The organism is Pseudoalteromonas luteoviolacea NCIMB 1944 (genome assembly GCF_001625565.1).
In the GTDB taxonomy this organism is placed as follows: domain Bacteria; phylum Pseudomonadota; class Gammaproteobacteria; order Enterobacterales; family Alteromonadaceae; genus Pseudoalteromonas; species Pseudoalteromonas luteoviolacea_F.
Map to the genome: position 1 here is coordinate 167,625 of NZ_AUXS01000075.1, position 21,977 is coordinate 189,601.

23 protein-coding genes are annotated in these 21,977 nt (G+C 43.6%); 8 read left to right on the top strand and 15 right to left on the bottom strand.

What is annotated here, in order from left to right:
• Positions 1 to 29: 29 nt before the first annotated feature.
• The 8 genes from N483_RS23365 to N483_RS23400 form a co-directional block, all read right to left on the bottom strand.
• A complete protein-coding gene (locus N483_RS23365; RefSeq protein ID WP_023397038.1) occupies positions 30 to 695 on the bottom strand; it encodes a hypothetical protein in 666 nt (221 codons plus the stop codon).
• 122 nt (positions 696 to 817) lie between these two features.
• The gene (locus tag N483_RS23370; protein ID WP_023397037.1) at positions 818 to 1,855 is read right to left on the bottom strand and encodes a GGDEF domain-containing protein; all 1,038 of its coding nucleotides are present in this window, start codon (positions 1,853 to 1,855) and stop codon (positions 818 to 820) included.
• 284 nt (positions 1,856 to 2,139) lie between these two features.
• Positions 2,140 to 2,670, bottom strand: coding sequence for a methylated-DNA--[protein]-cysteine S-methyltransferase (locus tag N483_RS23375; RefSeq protein ID WP_023397036.1), 531 nt, complete (start codon positions 2,668 to 2,670; stop codon positions 2,140 to 2,142).
• Entirely contained in the window at positions 2,667 to 4,028 is a 1,362-nt protein-coding gene (locus N483_RS23380) for a DNA-3-methyladenine glycosylase 2 family protein (RefSeq protein ID WP_023397035.1), read from the bottom strand. Before N483_RS23380 ends, N483_RS23375 begins: the two co-directional genes overlap by 4 nt.
• Positions 4,029 to 4,178: 150 nt before the next feature.
• Positions 4,179 to 5,552 (bottom strand): nicotinate phosphoribosyltransferase, encoded by a 1,374-nt coding sequence (locus N483_RS23385; RefSeq protein ID WP_023397034.1) that lies wholly within the window; start codon positions 5,550 to 5,552, stop codon positions 4,179 to 4,181.
• A 58-nt stretch (positions 5,553 to 5,610) separates the two neighbouring features.
• Positions 5,611 to 6,672 (bottom strand): bifunctional nicotinamide-nucleotide adenylyltransferase/Nudix hydroxylase, encoded by a 1,062-nt coding sequence (locus N483_RS23390; protein ID WP_023397033.1) that lies wholly within the window; start codon positions 6,670 to 6,672, stop codon positions 5,611 to 5,613.
• 115 nt (positions 6,673 to 6,787) lie between these two features.
• Positions 6,788 to 7,240 carry a hypothetical protein gene (locus N483_RS23395; RefSeq protein ID WP_023397032.1) on the bottom strand — a complete coding sequence of 151 codons (453 nt, stop codon included), beginning with the start codon at positions 7,238 to 7,240 and terminating at the stop codon, positions 6,788 to 6,790.
• Between the two features lie 178 nt (positions 7,241 to 7,418).
• The gene (locus N483_RS23400) at positions 7,419 to 7,790 is read right to left on the bottom strand and encodes a hypothetical protein (RefSeq protein WP_023397031.1); all 372 of its coding nucleotides are present in this window, start codon (positions 7,788 to 7,790) and stop codon (positions 7,419 to 7,421) included.
• Between the two features lie 333 nt (positions 7,791 to 8,123).
• Here N483_RS23400 and N483_RS23405 point away from each other — a divergent pair, with 333 nt between their 5' ends.
• From N483_RS23405 to N483_RS23425, 5 genes are all read left to right on the top strand, one after another.
• Positions 8,124 to 9,026, top strand: a complete 903-nt coding sequence (locus N483_RS23405) for a DMT family transporter (protein WP_023397030.1) — start codon at positions 8,124 to 8,126, stop codon at positions 9,024 to 9,026.
• 174 nt (positions 9,027 to 9,200) lie between these two features.
• Positions 9,201 to 9,689, top strand: coding sequence for a winged helix-turn-helix domain-containing protein (locus N483_RS23410; protein ID WP_023397029.1), 489 nt, complete (start codon positions 9,201 to 9,203; stop codon positions 9,687 to 9,689).
• 276 nt (positions 9,690 to 9,965) lie between these two features.
• Positions 9,966 to 10,436 (top strand): hypothetical protein, encoded by a 471-nt coding sequence (locus tag N483_RS23415; RefSeq protein ID WP_023397028.1) that lies wholly within the window; start codon positions 9,966 to 9,968, stop codon positions 10,434 to 10,436.
• A 69-nt stretch (positions 10,437 to 10,505) separates the two neighbouring features.
• The gene (locus N483_RS23420; protein ID WP_023397027.1) at positions 10,506 to 11,222 is read left to right on the top strand and encodes an SIR2 family NAD-dependent protein deacylase; all 717 of its coding nucleotides are present in this window, start codon (positions 10,506 to 10,508) and stop codon (positions 11,220 to 11,222) included.
• Positions 11,215 to 11,829 carry a GNAT family N-acetyltransferase gene (locus tag N483_RS23425; RefSeq protein ID WP_023397026.1) on the top strand — a complete coding sequence of 205 codons (615 nt, stop codon included), beginning with the start codon at positions 11,215 to 11,217 and terminating at the stop codon, positions 11,827 to 11,829. The genes N483_RS23420 and N483_RS23425 overlap by 8 nt, the downstream gene beginning before the upstream one ends.
• Here the strand turns inward: N483_RS23425 and N483_RS23430 are convergent.
• Positions 11,821 to 12,534, bottom strand: a complete 714-nt coding sequence (locus N483_RS23430; protein WP_023397025.1) for a hypothetical protein — start codon at positions 12,532 to 12,534, stop codon at positions 11,821 to 11,823. The two genes, N483_RS23425 and N483_RS23430, sit on opposite strands and share 9 nt — an antisense overlap.
• 151 nt (positions 12,535 to 12,685) lie before the next feature.
• On the opposite strand from N483_RS23430, the gene N483_RS23435 reads away from it, so the two are divergent.
• Positions 12,686 to 12,907: a hypothetical protein gene (locus tag N483_RS23435; RefSeq protein ID WP_023397024.1), complete on the top strand. Its 222-nt coding sequence runs from the start codon at positions 12,686 to 12,688 to the stop codon at positions 12,905 to 12,907.
• A 78-nt stretch (positions 12,908 to 12,985) separates the two neighbouring features.
• On the top strand, positions 12,986 to 13,396 hold the full coding sequence (locus tag N483_RS23440; protein WP_023397023.1) for an ACT domain-containing protein: 411 nt from the start codon (positions 12,986 to 12,988) through the stop codon (positions 13,394 to 13,396).
• 68 nt (positions 13,397 to 13,464) lie between these two features.
• On the opposite strand, the gene adhP is transcribed toward N483_RS23440, so the two are convergent.
• Positions 13,465 to 14,478, bottom strand: a complete 1,014-nt coding sequence (gene adhP, locus N483_RS23445) for an alcohol dehydrogenase AdhP (RefSeq protein ID WP_023397022.1) — start codon at positions 14,476 to 14,478, stop codon at positions 13,465 to 13,467.
• A gap of 296 nt (positions 14,479 to 14,774) precedes the next feature.
• On the opposite strand from adhP, the gene N483_RS23455 reads away from it, so the two are divergent.
• On the top strand, positions 14,775 to 16,169 hold the full coding sequence (locus tag N483_RS23455) for an MATE family efflux transporter (protein WP_023397021.1): 1,395 nt from the start codon (positions 14,775 to 14,777) through the stop codon (positions 16,167 to 16,169).
• Between the two features lie 18 nt (positions 16,170 to 16,187).
• On the opposite strand, the gene N483_RS23460 is transcribed toward N483_RS23455, so the two are convergent.
• From N483_RS23460 to N483_RS23480, 5 genes are all read right to left on the bottom strand, one after another.
• Positions 16,188 to 17,663, bottom strand: a complete 1,476-nt coding sequence (locus N483_RS23460; RefSeq protein ID WP_023397020.1) for a sensor histidine kinase — start codon at positions 17,661 to 17,663, stop codon at positions 16,188 to 16,190.
• Positions 17,660 to 18,391, bottom strand: coding sequence for a response regulator transcription factor (locus N483_RS23465; protein WP_023397019.1), 732 nt, complete (start codon positions 18,389 to 18,391; stop codon positions 17,660 to 17,662). The genes N483_RS23460 and N483_RS23465 overlap by 4 nt, the downstream gene beginning before the upstream one ends.
• A 74-nt stretch (positions 18,392 to 18,465) precedes the next feature.
• Entirely contained in the window at positions 18,466 to 19,254 is a 789-nt protein-coding gene (locus N483_RS23470; protein ID WP_023397018.1) for a spondin domain-containing protein, read from the bottom strand.
• A 10-nt stretch (positions 19,255 to 19,264) separates the two neighbouring features.
• Positions 19,265 to 19,966 carry a spondin domain-containing protein gene (locus N483_RS23475; protein WP_036974802.1) on the bottom strand — a complete coding sequence of 234 codons (702 nt, stop codon included), beginning with the start codon at positions 19,964 to 19,966 and terminating at the stop codon, positions 19,265 to 19,267.
• A 151-nt stretch (positions 19,967 to 20,117) separates the two neighbouring features.
• Positions 20,118 to 21,908 carry an alpha-keto acid decarboxylase family protein gene (locus tag N483_RS23480; RefSeq protein ID WP_023397016.1) on the bottom strand — a complete coding sequence of 597 codons (1,791 nt, stop codon included), beginning with the start codon at positions 21,906 to 21,908 and terminating at the stop codon, positions 20,118 to 20,120.
• Positions 21,909 to 21,977: the final 69 nt, after the last annotated feature.

Here is a 21,977-nt window from a genome sequence, read left to right on the forward strand (position 1 = left end):
TGATAGTTATTAAAAGTGTTCGCGATAGATCAGCGAAAGTCTTCAGTTTCGAAGTAAAGCTGTTTCAATGTTCCACAATTAACAAACTTATATACTAACTCAGACAACTTAGGAACGCGCTTTGAGGTTTTGAACTTCTGCATGCATGCATTAGTTAAGTCAACGAAAATTAAGTGGTTAAAGCTAGGTGTTTGAGTTATTTTATGAACAAAAATACGCTCGGTTTTATTGAGTTCAATGCTGGCATACTCCTGCCATTGCGAGGCGGCAGAGAGGTCTTTTAGTTTTCTTGCATAAAGCTTCTTGCTAAAGACAATGGTGCGATCACTATACACTTTAAAGCCATCACGTTTGTAGTGACCTTCGTACACGTCGGCGACAATACTGACTTCTTCACCTCTTTCTAAACGCTGTAAATTAAATGGCTTAGGCTTAATGGTGATGAAATCTGAATCTCGTACTAGGTTTAAAAATGCAACGTCAGGGTTGTCGATTTTATACACAATTTGAATGTCGCTGGGCAATTTATAAGATGCGAAATTTGTCGCATATATTTTTGAACCGCGGTTCATTAAAACCATGCCATGTTCACCTTGATAAGCAGGGTTGAGTGGAGGGAGTTCCTTTTTTTCTTTTTCGGCAGAGGCCAAAAAGCTGATAGTACAAAAGAGGGTAAACAAAACAATTCTTTTCATAGTGGTTCCTTTGCGCAGCAAGCTTGGTCTGAGTATAGCAACTAGTAGATTAAGTGCTACGCAATAGCGCTTGGTATTAGGTTTTACTTATTTTGCGCTAAATATATAGCTCAATAAAGTGCTTATGCAGCGACGTCTTCAATGCGATTTTGATTTAAATTATATAAGCACACTCTATCTCGTCCACGTTGTTTAGCTGCATATAGGGCCTTGTCAGCACAGCTCATCCACTTTGTCTGTGTCAAGCCACTCCCTGTCGCACAGAGTCCGAGACTGACTGTTATGGTACGGTTATCAAGTAGCGCTGATGTTTTGATGTTTGCCCTGAGCTTTTGCGCAACTTTCTCAGCCGTTTTAAGTTGTGTATTGGGAAGCAGTACTACAAACTCCTCCCCGCCAACACGAAATAGAAGGTCGGATTCTCTGATTTGAGCGCGAATATCTGAGACTAAATTAATGAGCACTTCATCGCCTTTGGCGTGTCCATATATATCGTTGATCTGTTTGAAGTGGTCGACATCTATCATGATGAGGGTTGAGTCGTTGTGGTAGTGAGTTTTGTTAGCTAGTGCATCACTTAAAAAAAAGCTGAGTTGGCGTCTATTCAATGCGCCAGTCAATGCATCCTTGCTGGATTCTTCTTTTAGCAAGGTATGTAACGCATCAATCTGCCTTAAGAGTAAGTGCACTGCACTTGCTGTCAGTAAAAAAGCAAAGAAAAACCGCAATGAATCTGCAACATCATAATTTAAAAAGACATAGGTAGTCGTTGTGAGCAGCAAAAGACTATTAAAAATTATGGATGTTATCAGCGGAAATGAAAAACTAATGATGATACTAACAGGAAAGATCCAGAAAATAGTGCCAGCGCCAAGTGTGAATAAGGTTAAACTCACACAGCTAATGGCGAGGATAGCGATGATATTTTCATTAATTGGCAATGCTCTGCCTTTGAGTAAAGCATTGCTATCAGCGAGAAAAGCGCAGATAAAAATCGCAATCAGTGCACCTAAAGCATATTCGCCAATGATGAAGTTTTTAACTGCCAAAGGGGCAAATATCACCATAATGATCAAAGACAAAGCAGGAAATACTTTGCCCTGACCATCAAAATAGGTGTTTAAACGAAGTGAATATTTAGCGTTATATTTAGCTGGCACGCGACATACTCTCTACCATAAATTATGCACTGTCACAGCTATTAATATATATAATTTATTCGTACTTTAAAGGTTTTTTGTGTTAATTATTTGATAATTCTTTGTGCTTTGATTGATTTAAAATAGACCTTCTAAGTATTGTGTCTAAAGTTATTAGCCTCTAAATCCCAGCTCAACTATGACGCATTACGATAAGCGACGTTGATTAATCGTCTCTTTAAGGTGTTGCTCCTGTGAGTTGCTGCCCTTGTTCTGATGCTCAATGTTTTTGTCGGTGGATGTTTTTATTGTAAAAATTCGGTTTTAGCCTGACGCTGAGAAATAAGATCTGCTAATTCCTGCTCACTGGGTTGATTGTTGATTAAGCCTTCATGTGCGAGTAGCCATTGTTTTCTAAGTACACCACCTGCATACCCAGTCATTTTTCCGTTTGCGCCAATAACGCGGTGGCAAGGGACAATTAATGTAATAGGGTTTCGTCCGTTTGCTCCGCCAACAGCGCGCACCGCTTTGGGGTTATTAAGATACTCTGCGAGTTCAAGGTAGGACATACTTTGGCCAAAGGGTATGGATGTCAGGGCTTGCCATACTTGCTGTTGAAAAGGTGTGCCCTGCCAATCTAAATCAAGATCGAATTGAGTCAATTGCTTAGAGAAATATGCTGACAATTGCTGTTTGCATTCTTTCAAGAGCGCATTACTATGCACCTCTGTTGTTTGGTCTCCACAAAATATCAGTTGTCGGATCCCAAGATTTGATGCTTTAACTTCAATGAGCCCCAGTGGGCTTTGAAAATAATCGGTAAATAGGTTCATAATTGACTCCATAATTGAAAAGTGAGATAGCTGCGCCATGGTGAGAGTTGCGTTTCATTGAACTCCCGCTGCGCTTTGAGCGCTTTAATCACCCCGAGATCGGAAGCTAAGAAAATATCAGGATCACTTTGCCCACGCATTTTTGCATAGGCCACAGTCCAAGGACCAATCCCCTTAATATCGAGCCAGTCGTCGGGCTGTTCAGCGGCTTCAGCAAGGCAAAAGTACTCGGCAAATCGGCGCAATGTTTGCCTTCGCGCATTGGGCATTTTTAAAAATTCGAGATCGCTGTCAGCCATGGCCTCAGGGGTGGGGAAGTAATGCTCGGTATCTTTTGGTTGACCAAGCGTGTGTACCAATTGAGTTACAAGGTTTTTTGCGGCTTGTACGGACACTTGCTGGCCAAGAATAGCACGTATACCCGCTTCAAATAAGCTCCAGATACCAGGCAACCTTAACCCCGTTACTAACGTAAATTCCTTTGGTAATGCACGTGTTAAATCACTTTCTATTTGCAACAGATCCGCATCCAAATCTAAAATCCGACGAATATTGTTCACGACGGGTTTCAGTGACTTGAGTTCGTTAATGTCAATCTCGACATCAAAGCAATGCTTTTCTGGGTTGTGTGTTGCGGTAAATTTCCCCTGGCTACCGTGCCATTGAAATGTCCTGCCATAGCTTTGGGGTGTTATCCATTCCAGCCCGTCCACCAACCTTTTCGCCAAAAACTGTTGCATATGGTGCCAATTGAAGGGGGGGCGATAGTACAGTTCTAGGACAATATTTGAATTCGCTTTCTTTTGTTGTTGTCGCATTTGAGTTGGAGTGAACTGCAACTGGCTTTTAAAGCAATCGTTAAATCGGCGAATGCTATCAAAGCCACTTGCCAGTGCGACTTCTGTGATAGGTAAACGAGTTTGATGGAGAAGTTTTTTGGCAAACAAACACTGTTGATACAAGGCGTATTTCTTTGGGGATACGCCAAGGTATTGATTGAATAGCTTACGTACATAGCGGTCGCTGACACCAAGTCTACTGGCCAATTGGGGCAATGAGCCCTCTTGTAACGCCCCTTGATCAATGAGTGCAATCGCTCTGTCTAGTGTTGCACCAACGCCTTGCCATGGCGCTGATCCCGGCGCGCTATCAGGCCTACAACGCAGGCATGGACGAAACCCAGCTTGGGCTGCTGACAGGGCGCTGATAAAATATTGTACATTTTCTTCTTTTGGTGGATGCACAGGACAAGTTGTTCGACAGTATATCCCAGTGGTTTTTACGGCAATAAAAAATTTGCCATCAAATCGGGGGTCTCTTGAAAGTCGCGCTTTTTTACATACTTCTACATCTAACATCAAACTTGTCCTTCTTGGTCAATCTGGGTAATTATACGCAACTATGTGATTGTTACTGGCCAGATCCGGAACTCATTGTTGATATGTAAGACCTGTGATGTAAAGGAATATCATGCGGCGCAGTATATTTCGCCGCATGAGTAACTGTGGCTAGCTGATGTTGGCTTTAATTTCATCAAAGCTTTGTTCAATGAGTAATTGACCGTTTTTAAATACTGTTTTTAATAGATTCTCTCTGCCACCTAAATCATTTTCACGGACCGTTTTGATGCCCTTCACAGGATCGTGAACTACAGCCAAACGGCCTTTTTTGCTGCGTTTGCCATGATCTGTTACGGGATCCTTAAAAACATCATGCCAGAGGCCTTTTACTTTGACAGCGCTGGCTTTCATGGCAAATTGCATGGTATCACGGTCAAGTTTTTGAAGTAGTGCACCGCCCATGCCAAAAGCGATATTTTCTGCACTTTGCTGTTTAGCCTTCATCGCACTTAGAATTTCTTCGATAGCGTTTTCTGCTATACCATCTCCTTGAATCACTCGTACGCAATTCGGTAATACCCGATAGCCTTTGCTATTTGTGTGATAGCCAAATTTGTCCATCAGCTTTTCTATTGTGGTGGTAACAACCTCAACTGGCTCTCCGCTATCAGGTCTAATTACCAATGTACCGCCGCTATTTTCAACAAGGCTTTTAAGCTCTTCGCCCCAAATGTGATCGATGGCATGCCATAAATCATAGGAGTCACTGACCACCGCAACCAGTTTTCCTGGGCCTGAAAACTGCTTTAGCATATTTTCATAGGCTGCCTTTTCGCCACTTCTTCCCCATGCGGTGATCGTACTATGCTCAGCAGCAGGAATAGAAAATCCGGGCATTGTCGCTGCGTAATTGCGCCTCGCAGCCATAATGGCACTGAGAGTGTCAGTGCCCATAAAGTTGAGTAAATGTGCAGCACCACCAATTGCAGCAGCTTCTTCAGTAGTCGCACCACGCGCACCAAAATCGTGTAGTTTGAATTCAAGTCCATCGAGGGAGTCGGCAGTTTCTCCAAGATATCGTTTAATGATGCACTTACAGTGGTACGAGACTGTAGCAACGGTCGTTGGGTACCAAATGGCACGCAGCAATGCGGTTTCAACATAACTGGTTAGCCAAGCACACTTGGGATCGGTATTGATAACTTGCACTAGAGCATTGCTAATTGGTACCACGGTTCCTTCAGGTAGCGCTTGTATTTTTATGGGTAAAAAACCTTGGTGTGTATCGACGATATGACGCCAACCCGCTTCATTAAACGGGACACCATGCGCTTCTAAAACTTCTTTGGCTTCATTGATGTCTTGGTGTGTTAGCGGTGTAGTCAAATAACTTTTAATGAACATCTGCAAACCAAAAAACAGTGCCTTATCATATTGTCCCCCGCGAGGTTCGATATAGCTTGATACCTGGCTGGTGCCTTCAGGGTATTGTTTGTAATGAGATGCTTTATAACTGTCCGCATTTAGGATGATATTTGTCATGATGGAGTTCCTCCTATCTAAAATACTCAGCAGGGTCTATCCCTGCTGACATTGGCATTTACATGCCTGTTAATTCTTGAATAATAAAGTAGTGATCTTCGAATAATTTACATGGCTCAAGTTCTGCTAGTGGCACCCACATGGCATGCTTTGCATCGTCAGCGCCTTTGACCTTTGGCAGCGCATTATTTGGTGCCAGGTCAAAATAAAATGCATGGGTGATTGTACGTCCACGCGCCGAACGATGTGGATCGTCGAACACTCTTTGTTGCTTGATTGAACCTTTTAGCACTGGCGCAGGCACTTTTAATTTTGTCTCTTCTCTGAGTTCTCTCAAACAGGCATCAATGAGCTTTTCACTGCCATCAATAAACCCGCCAGGTAGTGCCCATAGCCCTTTTCCTGGGCGAGCCTTACGTTCTATTAGAAGTACATGGCCGCTTTGAACCACAACTGCATCAACGGTAACAAAGGTGGGGGGATATGGTGCGCTTTGCCATGCTTGGCGATATTTTTCGATGAACTCATGTTCGCTTCGGATTGCATGATAATCTGCTGTGGAGATAAATTTGTCTAACATACCACGCACGTGAAGAGGTAATTTTTGTGCTTCTTCTGAACTTAAAAAGTCTTCGCTTTGAGCTGAAAATAGGTGTTTTCTTAACGGCGTAGCAGAGATAGCTTGATAGTTTTCAACAGGTACTGACTTCCACTGCGGGAACATATTGAGGTAATACGAAGACTGGTCTTTACTATGACCGATCAGGCCAATAAGTGGTGTTTTATGCGGCACTCTATGCTGGGCCGTGACAATCCCCTTAACCGTTGTCTGCACATTGCGTACCCAGGCGTCATCGTTGTAGACGGTATCCATTAGTGGTGCAGTATGAACTCGGCTGTTTTCTTCCGCACAAAGTGTACCACGTATCATTAATTCTCTTTCTGAGCTAGTCCACGGGTTTCTAACGGTTCTCGGTTGATGGGCAGAGCCACATAATATTATTACTTGTGAAGCGCGCTTTAAACCTTCTTTGACCACACAGAGATGACCTTGATGAAAAGGTTGAAAACGGCCGATGAATACGAGGAAATCGTATTGTTGATCGTTACATGATGTCATTGCAGCAAACCCCTTGCTGTTATTAAAAGCGCTATGCAGGTCTATCCCGCTCACGAAATTGTCACCAGATGAATCCCATCTGATGTACCTACAATGGCATATTGTTGCCTAAATATCAAACTTTAATATTGAATAAGGAATGTCCTTCGGATATCCCGAGCTCATGTTTAATATCATTTAATTGTGTTTGTATTTGCTCGCTGCTGAGCTGCTTGGTGTTATGCTCGGCCAAAGTGTCACTCAAAAAAGTGACGACTTGCTTTAAGTTCACCTCTGCGGGTGGCCTTGCCTTGTGTTGTTTATCTGGCCTCGGCACTCCGGCTAGCTCACCCACTGCTTTTGCATCAAAGCCGAGTTCAGCCATTTTTACTGACAATGCGTGTGAGGGTTTTATTCCCGCCTCACGGAAACTATCTACAATGGATATGGCATCATTTTCCGAAAGTGTTTGTGCTTCAAATTGCTGCAAAATACCTGCGACTGTATCCGATTGCTGTTCAGACAGCGCGGGGCTAGCAGAGGTGAGCTGCACATGTTGCTGATTTGGGGTGGAGAGCGGTGCGACCATAGTGAGTGATCCCATGTGATATTGATAAACATAGAATGGATGCTAATTGCGCAAATAATGTGAAAGAGATTTGGTCTATTTTGCTCGTATGCAAATGGCGTCATTGTCAAGAGTGACGCAAATCAGCGAGGCGTTGTGTATGGGTAGACTGATTGGTGAGTACTTAATCACCTCAATATCATTTTGTCGACGGAATATTTTCTGTGCGGCGGTGATCTGTATAAATCCGCAAAGCTAAAAATACGGAGACACCTGCAACGGTAGCGCAAAGGACATGGTGCAATATTAAGTGGCTGACAATAAAAGTTGGTATATCTTCGAAGCCATCGATTAGTAATACTTTTAAAAATAAGGCGAGGTAGGCGCTTATGTGACCCCACAGAGCAACTTTAAATAAGCGCTTAAATTGTAACCTGTGTGACATTGATATATCGAGTGATGTAAGTTTAATTATCAGCAGAGAAAGCGCAGCAATAACAATGCTGATCCCTCCTAGCCCCAACAGCGAGGTTTTGACTAATACAATCACTAAAATAAACGCTAATAACATCTTTGAAAATTACTTAATTCACACGTGTGCGATGCTACGACAGCACAGTCAAATTTGTCTATCTGAAATTCTCTGAGCGGTCGTCAATTTTTCTTTGTTATTCGTGTTGACTCAAGCAGTGGAAGGGTACATAGTAGACATTCTACTTTGCAGGATAATAAGAAATTACAATGAATAAGCTTACTAATACATTACTAAATCTATCGTGGCTCCCTGTCACGTGGCTTTGTGTGTAGCGGTTAAGCAACTTCTTCTAACCGCGACGATAAATGCGGTTAGCCCTTCAAAAGAGTTTCTCCCATTTATCGTCCTTGTCATAAAGGATAAAAAGAAATGCCCGCGCAACTGTCTTATGCTTTTGTCGTATTAATTTGGTCTACTACACCGCTGGCAATTGTCTGGAGTAGTGCTTCTATGGCTCCCACTACCAGCGTACTATTGAGAATGTTACTGGCTTTAGTGTTAGCTGCTGTGGTCGTGACTTTCAGTAAAATCAGAATGCAATGGACGAAAAAAGCATGGCTCCTTTACACTTATTCTGGTGGCGGGATCTTGGTCGGAATGATGTTTGCGTATTTAGCATCCCTAACAGTACCTTCAGGGGTGATTTCTTTGGTATTTGGGCTAGCGCCAATAATATCGGGTTTACTGGCGCAAAAGCTGCTGGGAGAGGAAAAATTCACAGCAATCAAAAAGTGTGCGCTCGCCTTGGCTTTACTCGGTATGGTGTTAGTGTGTTTTGCACAGCTGCAACAGTTAAACATAGAGCCAATTGGACTGATATATGTTTTATGTGCCGTTGTTAACTTTAGCCTAAGCGGGGTGTTAGTTAAGCGTGTAAAAATAGCGATCCATCCAATGGCGACAACATATGGGTCTTTGCTTTTTGCTACCCCAGGTTTTGCAATAATTTGGCTCTTAGCTGGCGCGCCTTTTGAGGTGGAAAGCTGGAGTGAGAAATCAATGTGGTCCACTTTTTATCTCGGTATTTTTGGTTCTTTCTTTGGTTTTCTAGCTTATTTTCATATTTTGCAGCACATGAAAGCCAGTACGGTTGCATTAACCACTTTGATTACACCGGGGTTTGCAATGACTTTAGGGGCACTGATTAACAACGAGGAGATCACTATGTTGTTATTGATAGGTGCGATTACAATTATACTGAGTCTAGCGCTCTACCAATTTGGTGGGCAGTTAAACAGCTGGCTTCGCTTTAAGGCCAAACCAATTGACTAGCAGTTGACGATGCGCGGTAAAAAGGACGTGACCGCGCAGCTGCATTTACCATGTAATTTAATGGGTAAATAAATTGAAATTAAGACCATATATAAATAACAGGTTTAATTCATATCCTTATTTGTGGTAAAAATAGTAACATCGGTGAAAATTATAATTATAAGTTTAGGGACAATGATACTAGCATTCGACGACTTTCAGTTTGATATTCAGGCGCTTACACTATCTAAAGACGGACGAAAAATTTCGTTAAAAGAAAAACCGGCACAAATACTCGCGTTATTGATCACACAACCGGATAAAATTCATAGCAAAGTTGAAATCCTTGAAGAGGTTTGGCCTGGTCGAACTGTTACAGAGCAAGTAGTATTTCAGAATATTGGTCACTTAAGAGCACTGTTTGGTGATGAAGCGATCAAAACGTTTTCAAAAAAAGGCTATCAGTGGCAATTACCTTGCGATCCTGTGGATGGTAAAACACCTGCTGTGTCCGAGTCTTTGGCGACAGATAACGTTTCTGCCCCAGCGGATCCATCTGTAAACGTCTCAGATGATGATTCTGCGCAAAACATCGCAAATGCCTCAGCGAAACTACCTTGGCAGGTATTAGTCCCAGTGTTGGTTGCTGTAGCCGCTATAACAGGGTACTTCGCACTATCTTAAACGTGTAATAATAAGGTAATTTACATAGGGTGAGTGCACATTCACGTGCAACATGGTTGAAGGCATATCCAAATAATATGCCTTTACGACTTGGTAATCAAAACTAAGGTAGCTTCATTAAATCGCAAACAATAAATTGAATATTTGAACTCGTGAATAGAGTTATTGTCAAAATTTAAGTCTAAAGCCCCTTTTTTAGGGCATACTTGACCTGTTTTTCTTGGTGCTTTTAGGTTAGCCTTCCAGCGAGGCTATTTTGACCAAAAGGAGTATTGTTTGACTACGATAGCATATCATCACTCGACACAAATCATTTGTGTTGATAGTTTAACCACAACTTCTCACAGTATCGTGACAGATCAAGCACAGAAGTGCCAACGTGTGCACAATGGGTTTGTTTTTGCTTCTGGCAATTGCACAGAGATTTATCATTTGCTGAGTAATTGGCAAAAAAACTGCTTTGAAGCGATCAGTTGCACTTTTTTCTTTATCAATAAACAAGACCAAGTTTTTTATGGAGAAATACGTCATGGCAAACGGTTCTTAGAACCCTTGCAAATGAATTGGGCTATTGGATCTGGTGCCAATTGGGCAATTGCAGCGATGGACTTTGGTAAGAGCGCTCTAGAAGCTGTACAGTATGCGTGCAAAAGGGATAAGTCATCGGGCGGAAAAGTACATACGTTTAGCTTAAGCAATACGGCAAAGTGGTTGTCTCTTGGCAGCGCACAAAAAATCCATGCGTAAAAGGTTGGTTTTGTTGGTGCAGAATGTATCCGTCTTTCTAGGTTTTTCATTTTAAATAAGTAACTTGATATGACAACACTGTATATTACAGGCGCAGGTGTAAGTGCCGAAAGTGGCATTCCTACCTTTCGTGGCGAGGATGGATTTTGGACAATCGGTAGTCGCAATTATACGCCGCAGCAAATGGCTACACGGGCGATGTATGAGCAAAACCCAGCAGAGTTTTTGAAGTGGTATTATCACCGCTTTGTGACTTATCGCCACCATGGACCAAATTCTGTCCACTATTGGTTGGCTGACAAGCAGCTAATTACGCAAAATATAGATGGCCTGGATGGCAAAGCAGGCAATGAACATTTTATTTCTATCCATGGACGAATTGATAAAGTCACTCCGTTTCATATTCAAGGGGAGGATGTGGTAGTAGATACGGCCCCTTGGGACGAGGTTGATGAAAACAATTTAACTCTGTCACTGCTCGACTTATTCAAAATCTCTAGTAAAGGACCTGAATTAAACGTTTCACTGAAACCCCTTGTTTTATTATTCGATGAGTTTTACACCGATTTATACGGTATAGACAGTGCGCAAAAGCGGATGTGGGATGCCAGTAAAATGGTCTTTATGGGCACTTCTTTCAGTGTCAATATTACGCAAATGGCGCTTGATATAGCAGGACACAAAGGAATACCTATAGAAGTGGTAGACCCAGAGCCCACACATATCATGCATGCAAACGTTGAGTATTTTGCGATGACGGCAAAAGAGTACATTGATCGTGATTAACGTACCCCGATATAAAGGCTTAGCGCAGCTCACAACCAAGCGCTTATTACTTAGGCAGTGGCAAGGTGCAGATAAACCTATCTTTGCACAAATGGGGGCAGATCCAGACGTGATGCGTTATTTCCCCAATCAGTTGGATAAACATAGCAGTGATAGACTGTGTGATAAAATATCGAGTTTGATTGCCGAGCGTGGTTATGGTTTTTGGGCTGTAGCATTGCAAGATGGTGAAGCGCAGCAGCTGGGTTGTACACAGACAAGTCGATTTATTGGTTTTGTTGGCTTGCACTGGCAAACGACTATAAAGCCAGAGCAGCCATTTATGGAGGTAGGGTGGCGTTTACATCGGGATTATTGGGGACGGGGTTATGCTTTTGAAGCCGCGCAAGCCGCGCTAAATTTTGCTTTTAATACCCTACATTTGGAGCAAGTGTACGCATTTACTGCGTTGCAAAATACGCCATCTCAACAACTGATGAAACGCTTAGGCATGTATAATACTGGCCGTGACTTTGCTCACCCAGAATTGCCTAATGGACACGCTTTGCAAATGCACTGCTTGTACCGGATCAGCAGTGAAGGGTTCAGTGCACAATCATCAATGTAAGTGATATAACGTGCTGACGTCGACCTGATAGTAACTGGCGATAATCAGTAAAACTTGACTGTCTTGTGATAGCGCAATGTTTCTTTTTACTAAGCTGGCTTTAATATGGCTTAAGTTTGCATTTTGAGGGATAAAATTATCTGTTCGTTCGGCTTCGATTAAAGCAAACAGTGCCGTCAGTTCATGCTCTGGTAGCTTATGATCCGCAAGATTGTATATAAAGTAACACTCCAAAGGTGTTAAGCCGTGCTGGTTACGTATTTGCAGCGCTTTGGCAAGCGATTCGTTGCGCTCAAATAGCAGCAATGATCGAATAAAGTTAAAGGGGGGAGGAGATTGCTCTTCGTTGGCAAATAATGCATGTAAAAACGTATTACCCTGATGGTTTGTGTGTGTGAAGGCTCCAGATGCTTGCAGCGCAGGCATAAAAAAGTTAATCCTATCACTATTATTTAGGCCGGCAATAATCCCTGTGGGTAGTCCATGTGCAGCGATACATTGTGCGGCGATATTTTGGTAATTGGCATAGCTACTTACTTGTGATTCACCGGTTTCAAAACAAAACTTGAGTTGCGCAGCTCGCCCGGTTTCATTTTGCTGGTGGTACGCAGACAATATTTTAGCTAAGTCTTTACTACGGATTGCTAAAATGAGCTCTGCAATGGCTTGTTCATTCGGATTGTTATTGTTTTGTTCCTGTGCCATTGACTTACCCTCATTAGATATCTGCATTATATATATCATAAACTTACTCTTGGATCCGTGCTATAGAAAACTCACTCAAATTCAGTGATGCTTGAAATGAGAATGAAGCGACCTCATAGCATAGAGACAACATAAGGATAGAGGAGTAGGTATGAACTGGGTCTATTTGTGTGCGTTTATAGCTGGTGCGATAGTATTACTTATATTGATGTATCGCATGGTTGTTTGGGCTAAAAAAATGCCCAAAGGCGCATTTTTATTTATGGCATTCATGCCATTAATCGCATTATTTCCAATCCCGCCGCCACAGTTTAAAAATATTGCCAAGGCGAAACAAGAGCAACGTAAAAAACAACGCTCAGAAGAAGATTAATAGCATCAAGGACATTTGCATTTGCTAAGGTGGATTAAAGCGCACAAGCAGTAATTTAAATAAAAAGAGGGACAAGTCATGTCTGGGGAAACAAATTTAGCAGTGCTGCTGGCCAGTATGGAGCCTGTACTGTCAGCTGAATTATATGTTTATGTGGTAGTATCGGAGCAGCAGCTAACGGATCTAACACTGGATAACATCTTTGGCCTGTTCCGTGAACAAGAGGGTATTACAGTGATCACTAGTTTGGCGTATGCACAAGAGAGCGGTTTAAGCTATCAGGGAGATTATCGCTGCATAACTCTCAACGTGCACTCGAGTTTGGAGGCAGTGGGTTTAACCGCAGCTTTTGCAACGGCACTGGGTGAAGACAACATCAGTGCTAATGTTGTGGCAGGGTATTATCACGACCATATATTTGTTCAAAATAGCTGTGCGGACAATGCATTGCGTTGTTTACAAAAGCTGTCTAAAAAACATCAAGCGTAAAAGGTGTTTTAAAGCTAAAAAAGGCTGCCAGTGCAGCCTAACAAGTTGGGATGAGGGAGTGTATAAAATCAGTCCATGGTTAATACAATGCGGCCTTGGATATCATTGTCTTGCATTTGTGCAAACACCTGATTGATATTGGCCAGAGGCTGCGTCGTCACGATGGCACGCACCTTACCTGCGGCTGCAAATTCTAAGCATTCAATCAAATCTTGACGGGTTCCTACTATACTGCCGATGACGCTAATTCCTTTTAACACAGTGTCAAATATCGGGATCGGCAAGGCATCATTTGGCAAGCCCACTAGAACACATTTGCCACCGCGTTTCACACTTTGATAGGCACTGTCAAAGGCTGCTTTGGAAGTCGCTGTGCAAATAACAGCTTGTACACCGCCGAATTGTGATTGGATTTGCTGCGCTGGATCTATAATTTGATAGTCAATGCAGTGATCTGCGCCTAGCTCTTTGGCCAATGCAAGCTTGCTATCACCACTGTCTACAGCGATCACATTTAGGCCCATGGCTTTTGCATACTGAATAGCTAAGTGCCCGAGACCACCCACACCGACAATAGACACCCATTGTCCAGGTTTTGCCTCGCTCACTTTGAGCGCCTTGTAGGTCGTAACTCCCGCACAGAACAACGGCGCAGTCTCAACGAAGTCTAAGTTGTCTGGAATTTTAACCACATAATTAGCATCAGCTAAGCAATATTCAGCGTAGCCACCATCTACAGAGTAGCCGCTATTTTGCTGACTGGGGCACAGGTTCTCATCACCTTGTAGGCAGTGTTCACAGTGGCCACATGCAGAGTGTAGCCAAGGGATCCCGACCTTATCTCCGACAGTTAAATGGACGACATCATCGGCTTTACTTACTATGGTGCCGACGCCCTCATGACCAGGAATGAGTGGCATTTTTGGTTTGACTGGCCAGTCACCGTGGCATGCATGTAGATCAGTGTGGCACACGCCACATGCTGCTATTTTTACTAAAACAGTACCGGGTTTAATATTAGGCTGTGCGACAGTCTCAACGCACAGCGGTGCTTTAAATTCATGGGCAACAGCTGCTTTCATTGTCAATCCTTGTGTCGTGGAGGTAATTGATTGTGTTTAAAAGCAGTGTAACGGGTTATTTGATGGCGCAATTGATCGGGCGCAATAAACCGCTGTATAATCGAGCCTCAAACTTGCGGCATCCTTTTCTCAACCGCTCGTTCAATAATATTAATAATAGCGCCACCATGGCAGTATCACTGGATCATCAACTGAACAAAATCGCATTGACTTCGTCTATAGATTGAAGACGTGATTTGTCTTGTGACAATATCTCGACTTAAACGTATGGATGCGCCAGTGAAATAGGGATAAAAATGAAAGATTTAACGCAAGGGCCTATCTATAAACACCTGATTTTTATGAGTATACCAATTATGGTTGGTATGTTTGTACAAACCCTCTACTTTTTAGTCGATTTATACTTTATTGGTCAATTAGGTGATGTGGCGTTAGCAGGGGTGAGCAGTGCAGGGACTTTGTTTTTCTTTGTGATGGCCTTAACGCAGGTGCTCAATGTCGGTGTGGGCACTTTGGTGTCTCATGCAGTTGGCAGAAAAGATCAGCAGCACGCTAACCTTATATTTAATCAAGGCCTGTGTATTAGCATACTTTGTGTGTTCATACTGGCTATGCTCGGTGTGATTGCCGGGCCCGTATTTTTCTCCAATATGGCCCCGGATGCGGCAACATATGAGGCTGGACTCAGTTACTTTTATTGGTTTTTACCGACCCTGTTGCTGCAATTTCCGATGACAGTGATTGTTGCTGCGCTGCGTGGTGCTGGGGTTGTGAAGCAGCCTATGATGATCAGTATGCTCGCGGTGGTTATCAATATCGTGTTGTCTCCAATGCTTATTACTGGTTGGGGATTTGGTCTTGAGATGGGCGTTGCGGGTGCAGCTTTGGCGAGCTCATTGGCTACCGCGCTCGGACTGCTGGCATTGTGCTGGTATTTTCATTTTAAAGAGAGTTACCTGCACTTTTCTATCAATAAATGTATGCCAAAAGCAATAGAGATAAAAGGCATTATTGGGCTTGGGTTGCCTGCTGGTGGAGAGTTTTTGTTATCGTTTGCGTATATGTCGATTATCTATTGGGTACTTCGAGAATTCGATGCCTCAGCGCAAGCAGGTTTTGGCGTCGGTGTGCGTGTAATGCAAGCTTTGTTTCTACCTGTCATGGCGGTTGCCTTTGCTGCGCCTGCCGTTGCTGGCCAAAACTTTGCGGCGGGAAATACGCAGCGAGTTTATCAAACCTACCATCAAACTGCTCTGCTGACTTGTGGGTGTATGTTGGTTTTGAACTTGGTATGTTGGCTTTACGCAGAATATTTCTTGGCACCATTTTCAAATGATCAGAACGTGATTCTCGTAGCAACGATATTTTTAAGCTATGTATGCTTCAACTTTATACCTGCTGGATATGTGTTTGCAGCATCAGGTATGTTCCAAGCTTTAGGTAATACTTGGCCAGCTCTGATGAGCACAGCAACCAGACTTGGATTGTTTGCATTACCGGTGATTTGGTTGTCAATGCAGCCAGACTTTAATATCGAAGTGATTTGGGTATTTTCAGTGGCAACCGTGTATGTACAAGCTTTGGTGAGTTTTATCTTGTTAAGAAAAGAGCTACGTAAAAAGTTATCGGGCGCTTTTGCGCCAACAGAGACAGACCTTGAAGGCGAACCGCAACAGCCAAGCAATGCTTGATTGTTGCGGCGAGTGATTTTATTGTGAAGTGTCGGCACTTCTTATTTGAAATACAAACTCACTGCCTTGACCTAGTCGGCTGTTGACTTTGATTTCGGATTTGATCAGCTCTATCAGCCTTGCGGTGATGGCTAGCCCTAACCCTGCATGAGATTTCTTGCACCCTCTGGTATTGCTTGCTTGATACCTTGCCTCAAAAATATAGGGCAATTCTTTGGGGCTGATCCCTACGCCTGTATCTTGCACCGCAATGCTATATGATTTATCCGTGGCGCAAATAGAGATGCAAATATTGCCTTTGGCAGGCGTATGACGCAACGCGTTTTCTATCAGGTTGCTGAGTATGCGCTCGAGTTTTGCGATATCTGAGTACACAGTATAGTCACAATTGGCGGGGTAAACGTTCAATGAAATATCCGCTTTTTGGGCTTTTAATGCGAACTTAGCCAGTATGTCGTAGATTAACTCCCCCAAATTAAATACTTCAAAGCTGACATTGGATTGCCCTGATTCTAAATGGGCGAGCTCAAATATTTGGTCGATTAGACTTTTTAGTTGGTTGCAGTTTTTCAGTGCGATAGCGAGATACTCCTGTTCGTTAATTCCTTTGGGCGGCTGCTTTTCAATAAGCTCTAAATAGCCTTGCAATGACGCAAGCGGAGTACGCAAGTCATGCGATAGGTGAGCGAGTAATTTTCGGCGTTGCTCGTCAATGGCGGTTAACTGGGACATTTGCTGGTTAATCGTCTCTAGCATACTGTTGACGCTTTGGCCGACTAGGTGGATCTCATTGTGTTTAGACGGCCAAGTGATTTTATCGACGGACTGAATGTCGAAGTCATTTTGTTCTACAGTTTGAATAAATTGGCTAAGTCGTTTTAAAGGTCGGGTCATCGTCCTAAATAGCAAGAGCAAAATCGCAAATAAAAATACCGCCATGGCAATTAACCAAGCAGTACTTTGGGCCAGTTGTTCCGAGCTTTTAATTTGCGCACTGATGGAGTCTGCAATGGAAGAGCCGATTATCACATACAGGTAGCCTTGCAATGTATCTCCGTTATATACAGGTGAAACGGAGAATATTTTGTTTTGTTCAACTGAGCGAGGATCTTCTCCATAGACGGGGAGTTTATCTGGTTCATTGATCAGTTGAATAAGCGGCCTTAAATCAATTGATTGCCTTTTTACTTCACCGGGTTTTGCAGAGTAGGTGAGGAGTTTGCCACTCGGATCTACAAAGTAAAATTCAAATGCGGGCCCTAATACCATGAGGGTATGGAATAAGTTTTCCAGTGCTTTGTAATCGTATACCCCCTGTTTGAGCAGTGGGTTGTCTTGCGCTAGGTGCTCAGCCAATCCTAAATGCAACTGCTGCTCTGCTTGAGAGCGCGAAATGGAAGACAGGTTTTGTGTCCAAAACACAAACGCAGATGCGGTGAGCATAAATACGCCAGTGATGGTCAAAGCGAGCCTGTGATAAAGTGAAAAGGTCATAACCGTTCCTGTTGCAAAGGCTTGGAGTTAAGCTTATATCCAACTCCCCAAACGGTTTCGATGATCGCTTGGTCAGTGAGCTTTTCAAGTTTGGTTCGAATACGGTTTATGTGTGAATTTACAGTATGTTCGTAACCTAAATGATCATAGCCCCAGACTGATTCAAGTAACTGTGCGCGAGAGAAAACTTGATTTGGGTGTTTGGCAAAAAATAGCATTAGCTCAAATTCGGTCGCCGTTAGGTCTAATTGCTTCTGATGTAATGAAACCTCGTGACAGTGTGGGTCCACTTGCAAATCTCCGAGCGTAATAGGCATCGATTTACTAGAAGGCATGTCATTGCTCTGTTGTGCTTCCAATAATTTGATATGTCTAAGTTGTGCTTTAATCCGCGCTTGAAATTCTCGATAACTACAGGGTTTACAGATGTAGTCATCCGCGCCCATTTCTAAACCGATGATGCGATCCATTTCACTACTTTTAGAAGTCAGCATAATAACGCTGATTTTTGGGTGTAGGGTTTTAATTTCGCGGCATAAAGTTAACCCATCGACTTGTGGCAGCATGATATCTAATAACACAATCGCGTAACTTTGATTAGATAGCTGAGACATAACACCTTCTCCGGTTGCAAGGTGATCAACTTCAAGGTCAAGTTCGTTCAAATGAACTTGAAGTAAACGAGCAATGTCTAAATCGTCTTCGACAATAAGCACACGCTGATGCATAGACTAACCTCCTGCTTGTGTAAAATCACAAGCAAACTCGCCCCGGCTACTCGAATACCGGGGCGAGTAGGAGGCTACTTCATTCTCATTATGGTTACTGACATCAGAGGGTTGTCAAACTTGTGGGCACTTGTTAACACAGAGTTTGTTAGGCCATCGTCTTGGCCGACAACACCGGGATGCATAGCAACCTTGTTCAGTGCTTCTCGTTCGGCATTAAACCCCTCTCCGCCATCGGCAGGTCCAGGTATTGTGCCACTGACCTCTGAATTGGCTTCAGTGCCAGCGTCATAAGCATAGGTGACTAACGAAAGTTCTTCACCCACAGCCATAGAAGACACATCTAGGGCATTAAGACCGGTAAAACCGTCATTTGTATTCACCATCATGGTAAATAATGACAATTTTTGTTCATCAAGTGATGATTGGCTTAACATGAGCTCTGCTTTTGCTCCCGGCAGTAAAACCCCTTCTCCTGAGACTTTACCTTGCACTATGCCTAAGGCTAAAAGGTCGCTGTTGTCACCACTTTCAGCCATCTTCTCAAGTGCTTCACTCGCAGGTTGACCAATTTCCCAAAGTTGTCCTTCTTTATGTAACACCACCCCAACAGGTGATAAAGGCTGCGCATAGGTCATATTTGTGACCGTCACTTTTAACATCGCCTCGCTAGGCTCTGGGTCTGGTGTCGGATCAGGAGTCGGATCAGGAGTTGGATCAGGCGTTGGGTCTGGTGTTGGATCCGGAGTCGGTGCTGGTGCAGGTGCAGGTGTCTCTACAATTGGGGCCGGATCATCGTCATTATCGCTACACGCCACTAAAGTAAGGCAAGCAATTGGTATAATTAATTTAGACAGTTTCATAGTGGTCACCTTATTTAACTGTGATAGTTACTTTAGCAACCGGGTTTAACCAGCGATGAACTGTGTTGTGTAAATCGCTTTTACCGCCTGAAGCATCATCGTCGCCTAAGTTACCACGGTGAATGTGGATCATCTCATTCGCTTCGTCTTCGGTTACGCCAGTGCCTTGAGTACCAGGCGCTGCACCTGGCGATGCAGGAATACCGAGTACACCTGGTGCGCCTGAGCCATCTACCACAAGTTCATTGTTTGCTTCAGTGCCAGCATCATAAGCATTTAGGTACACATGATAGGTGCCAGCTTCAGAGGGGATCTGCCAACTATTAAGACCAATAAAGCCGTCATTAGTGGGTAGCATCATAGCGACGATAGACAGTTTGTCATTTCCGTCGCTGGTTTCGAGGTCTGCCATTGTGCTGGTCACAGGGGCTAATAGGCCTTCTGCCGGGTTGCTGACTGTGTTTGCATTGATGCCCGTTAAAATGGTGTTGAGGCCATCTAAGCTACCACCTTCGGCCATCGCCTGAAGCGCATCGGAAGCCTTTTCCCCAGTTTTAAATAGCATCGCATCGCCGGTATGTGCACTAATGAGTATCGGGGTGAAGTATATCCCTTGAGTTAGGTTTGTGACCTTAACTTCAAGAGAAGCTGCATGTGCTGCGCCTGAGCTAAGAAGTGTGCCTGCGATGAGTGATAGAATACGTGTTTTCATAATTGGCTCTTGTTGATTGTAATTGACATCAATAAGCATGCAGGGCAATTATTGCGAAAGCCTCTCTCAATTATCACAAATTTATCACAGCAAGATCATTTTTTAATATTGAGTGAAAAAGACAGAACCAGCCCGCAGGCTGGTTTGGGGATTAGAACTTGTTGGCTGGTGGCCATTGCGGGTTACTGATCTCATCTTCACCTACAGCTGTTGGCGCTTCAGCGGTAATGGTTGAGGGCGTATCTTCTTTTGGAATACATACTTCAACAACATAGTTGATACTGTCGTTTTGGCGGATCTCTTCCAACGCCCCTAAAAGTTGCTCGACACTCGTTACTTTAATACCTTTTCCGCCAAATGCGTCGGGCAATTTAGCAATTTGCCAAGAAGGGAGATCGTTATAGCTATACACTTGGTTGAGAAGTTTGTCTTGATAATCCACTGGTGGTTTGCGAAATGGATTGGGGTTTACCAAATATTGTTCAATGCCGTAAATGCCATTTGCCAATACAAAAACCACGGTATTTTGCCCATAAGCATGTTGATCGGCTACTGCTTGGCAAGTTTCGTGAAATGCGCCGTCACCGACAACAACAACTGAGCGCTTATCTGGGTATGCGCATTTTACCCCAGTGCCCGCAGGCACGGAGTAACCGATTGAGAGCCAAGCTGCTTGTGCCACAAAGCCGCCGCGAGCAGGGATTTTAACACGTTGAGCACCAATTAATGGGAATCCTGCGTCGACAATTAGCACGTCATCTTCAGCCAGCCAACTGCTAATGGCCGCGAAGAAGCTGTCATAGCCGAGTTGATTATCGGTATTTGGAAAGCTGCAAACAGGGTTTACTTTACGCAACCCAGTTAGCTGTGCAGGGGCATGCTTTGCCAACGCTTCAAATGCTTCGGTTAGATACAGCAAGTAATCTTTGAGCATGACGGAGGGATAAAAATCGGCGCCCACATAAACACCTTTATGCGCGGATAATACGGTATTGCTACTACGGATATCTTGGTTCCCGGTATCTTTGCCTGTCGTCCATGCGCCCAATCCAACGAGGACACCATCTTCACCAACTAGATCTTGTACTTCTGATGGTGTAAGTGTGACACACCCTTCAAACCACGGGTGTGTTTCTGCGATAACTGATTTACTCAGTGCAGAGGTTACGAAGTGGATCTGACCATCAGGCATTGTATGGTGGCGGTTAATGACCTCTAGCAAGTTTAAGAATTCATCTTGGAGGCCAAAGCGTTGCAATTCGATCCCTGCCCAAAATATGCTTTTTGGTTTTGAAAGCATAAGTTGCAAGGTTGCCTCAGCTGCTTGTTTGGCACAGCTGACAGTGAGAGTGTCATTTTGCCGCTCCCTGATCCGTCCTTGCGGCCTTTGACATGGGCTACGCCAAATATCTTCAGTCACTTCAAAGTAAATAGGACGTTGTTCACTGAGCAAAGCGGTCAAAGCTGAATCGATTTGAAATGGGGCCTGAAGCGCGTTATTAACTCGCTCTGCTGCTACGGTGACAGGGCGGAACATATGAATATCGACAAATTCGTAGCCAGTAGTATGGGAGTACAGCAAACCAGCACATTTTGATATCTGATCTTCTTTATTGGTGGGAGCGCCATTGATTAATATAACAGGCACCTGTTCGACATAGGAACCAGCTATGGTATTGAGTAAGCTAAATGCCCCGACACTGTACGTCACGTATAGTGCACTTGGCCCTTTTAATCGTGCATAAGCATCTGCTGCAAAACCAGCACAGATTTCATTCGCATTGCCTTTAATTGTGATAGGTGATTGGCTGTCGGCCAAGATCGTATCGAGTAAACCCGCTGTGTAATTTCCGGCGACACCAAACATATGATCGACGCCGATCTCCTCAAGCCTATCTTTAAAGTAATCGGCAACTGTGTATTCTTTAAAATTTGTACTCATAAATATTTCTCTATTGTGTTCACAAAAAAAGCGGTTTAGCGTGTCGCCCAACCGCCACTTTGGTGTGCG

Coding starts and splice junctions, on each gene's coding strand:
- N483_RS23365 (WP_023397038.1), bottom strand. CDS start 695: ATGAAAAGAATTGTTTTGTTTACCCTCTTTTGTACTATCAGCTTTTTG.
- N483_RS23375 (WP_023397036.1), bottom strand. CDS start 2,670: ATGAACCTATTTACCGATTATTTTCAAAGCCCACTGGGGCTCATTGAA.
- N483_RS23380 (WP_023397035.1), bottom strand. CDS start 4,028: ATGTTAGATGTAGAAGTATGTAAAAAAGCGCGACTTTCAAGAGACCCC.
- N483_RS23385 (WP_023397034.1), bottom strand. CDS start 5,552: ATGACAAATATCATCCTAAATGCGGACAGTTATAAAGCATCTCATTAC.
- N483_RS23390 (WP_023397033.1), bottom strand. CDS start 6,672: ATGACATCATGTAACGATCAACAATACGATTTCCTCGTATTCATCGGC.
- N483_RS23395 (WP_023397032.1), bottom strand. CDS start 7,240: ATGGTCGCACCGCTCTCCACCCCAAATCAGCAACATGTGCAGCTCACC.
- N483_RS23400 (WP_023397031.1), bottom strand. CDS start 7,790: ATGTTATTAGCGTTTATTTTAGTGATTGTATTAGTCAAAACCTCGCTG.
- N483_RS23405 (WP_023397030.1), top strand. CDS start 8,124: ATGCCCGCGCAACTGTCTTATGCTTTTGTCGTATTAATTTGGTCTACT.
- N483_RS23410 (WP_023397029.1), top strand. CDS start 9,201: ATGATACTAGCATTCGACGACTTTCAGTTTGATATTCAGGCGCTTACA.
- N483_RS23420 (WP_023397027.1), top strand. CDS start 10,506: ATGACAACACTGTATATTACAGGCGCAGGTGTAAGTGCCGAAAGTGGC.
- N483_RS23430 (WP_023397025.1), bottom strand. CDS start 12,534: ATGGCACAGGAACAAAACAATAACAATCCGAATGAACAAGCCATTGCA.
- N483_RS23435 (WP_023397024.1), top strand. CDS start 12,686: ATGAACTGGGTCTATTTGTGTGCGTTTATAGCTGGTGCGATAGTATTA.
- N483_RS23440 (WP_023397023.1), top strand. CDS start 12,986: ATGTCTGGGGAAACAAATTTAGCAGTGCTGCTGGCCAGTATGGAGCCT.
- adhP (WP_023397022.1), bottom strand. CDS start 14,478: ATGAAAGCAGCTGTTGCCCATGAATTTAAAGCACCGCTGTGCGTTGAG.
- N483_RS23455 (WP_023397021.1), top strand. CDS start 14,775: ATGAAAGATTTAACGCAAGGGCCTATCTATAAACACCTGATTTTTATG.
- N483_RS23460 (WP_023397020.1), bottom strand. CDS start 17,663: ATGACCTTTTCACTTTATCACAGGCTCGCTTTGACCATCACTGGCGTA.
- N483_RS23465 (WP_023397019.1), bottom strand. CDS start 18,391: ATGCATCAGCGTGTGCTTATTGTCGAAGACGATTTAGACATTGCTCGT.
- N483_RS23470 (WP_023397018.1), bottom strand. CDS start 19,254: ATGAAACTGTCTAAATTAATTATACCAATTGCTTGCCTTACTTTAGTG.
- N483_RS23475 (WP_036974802.1), bottom strand. CDS start 19,966: ATGAAAACACGTATTCTATCACTCATCGCAGGCACACTTCTTAGCTCA.
- N483_RS23480 (WP_023397016.1), bottom strand. CDS start 21,908: ATGAGTACAAATTTTAAAGAATACACAGTTGCCGATTACTTTAAAGAT.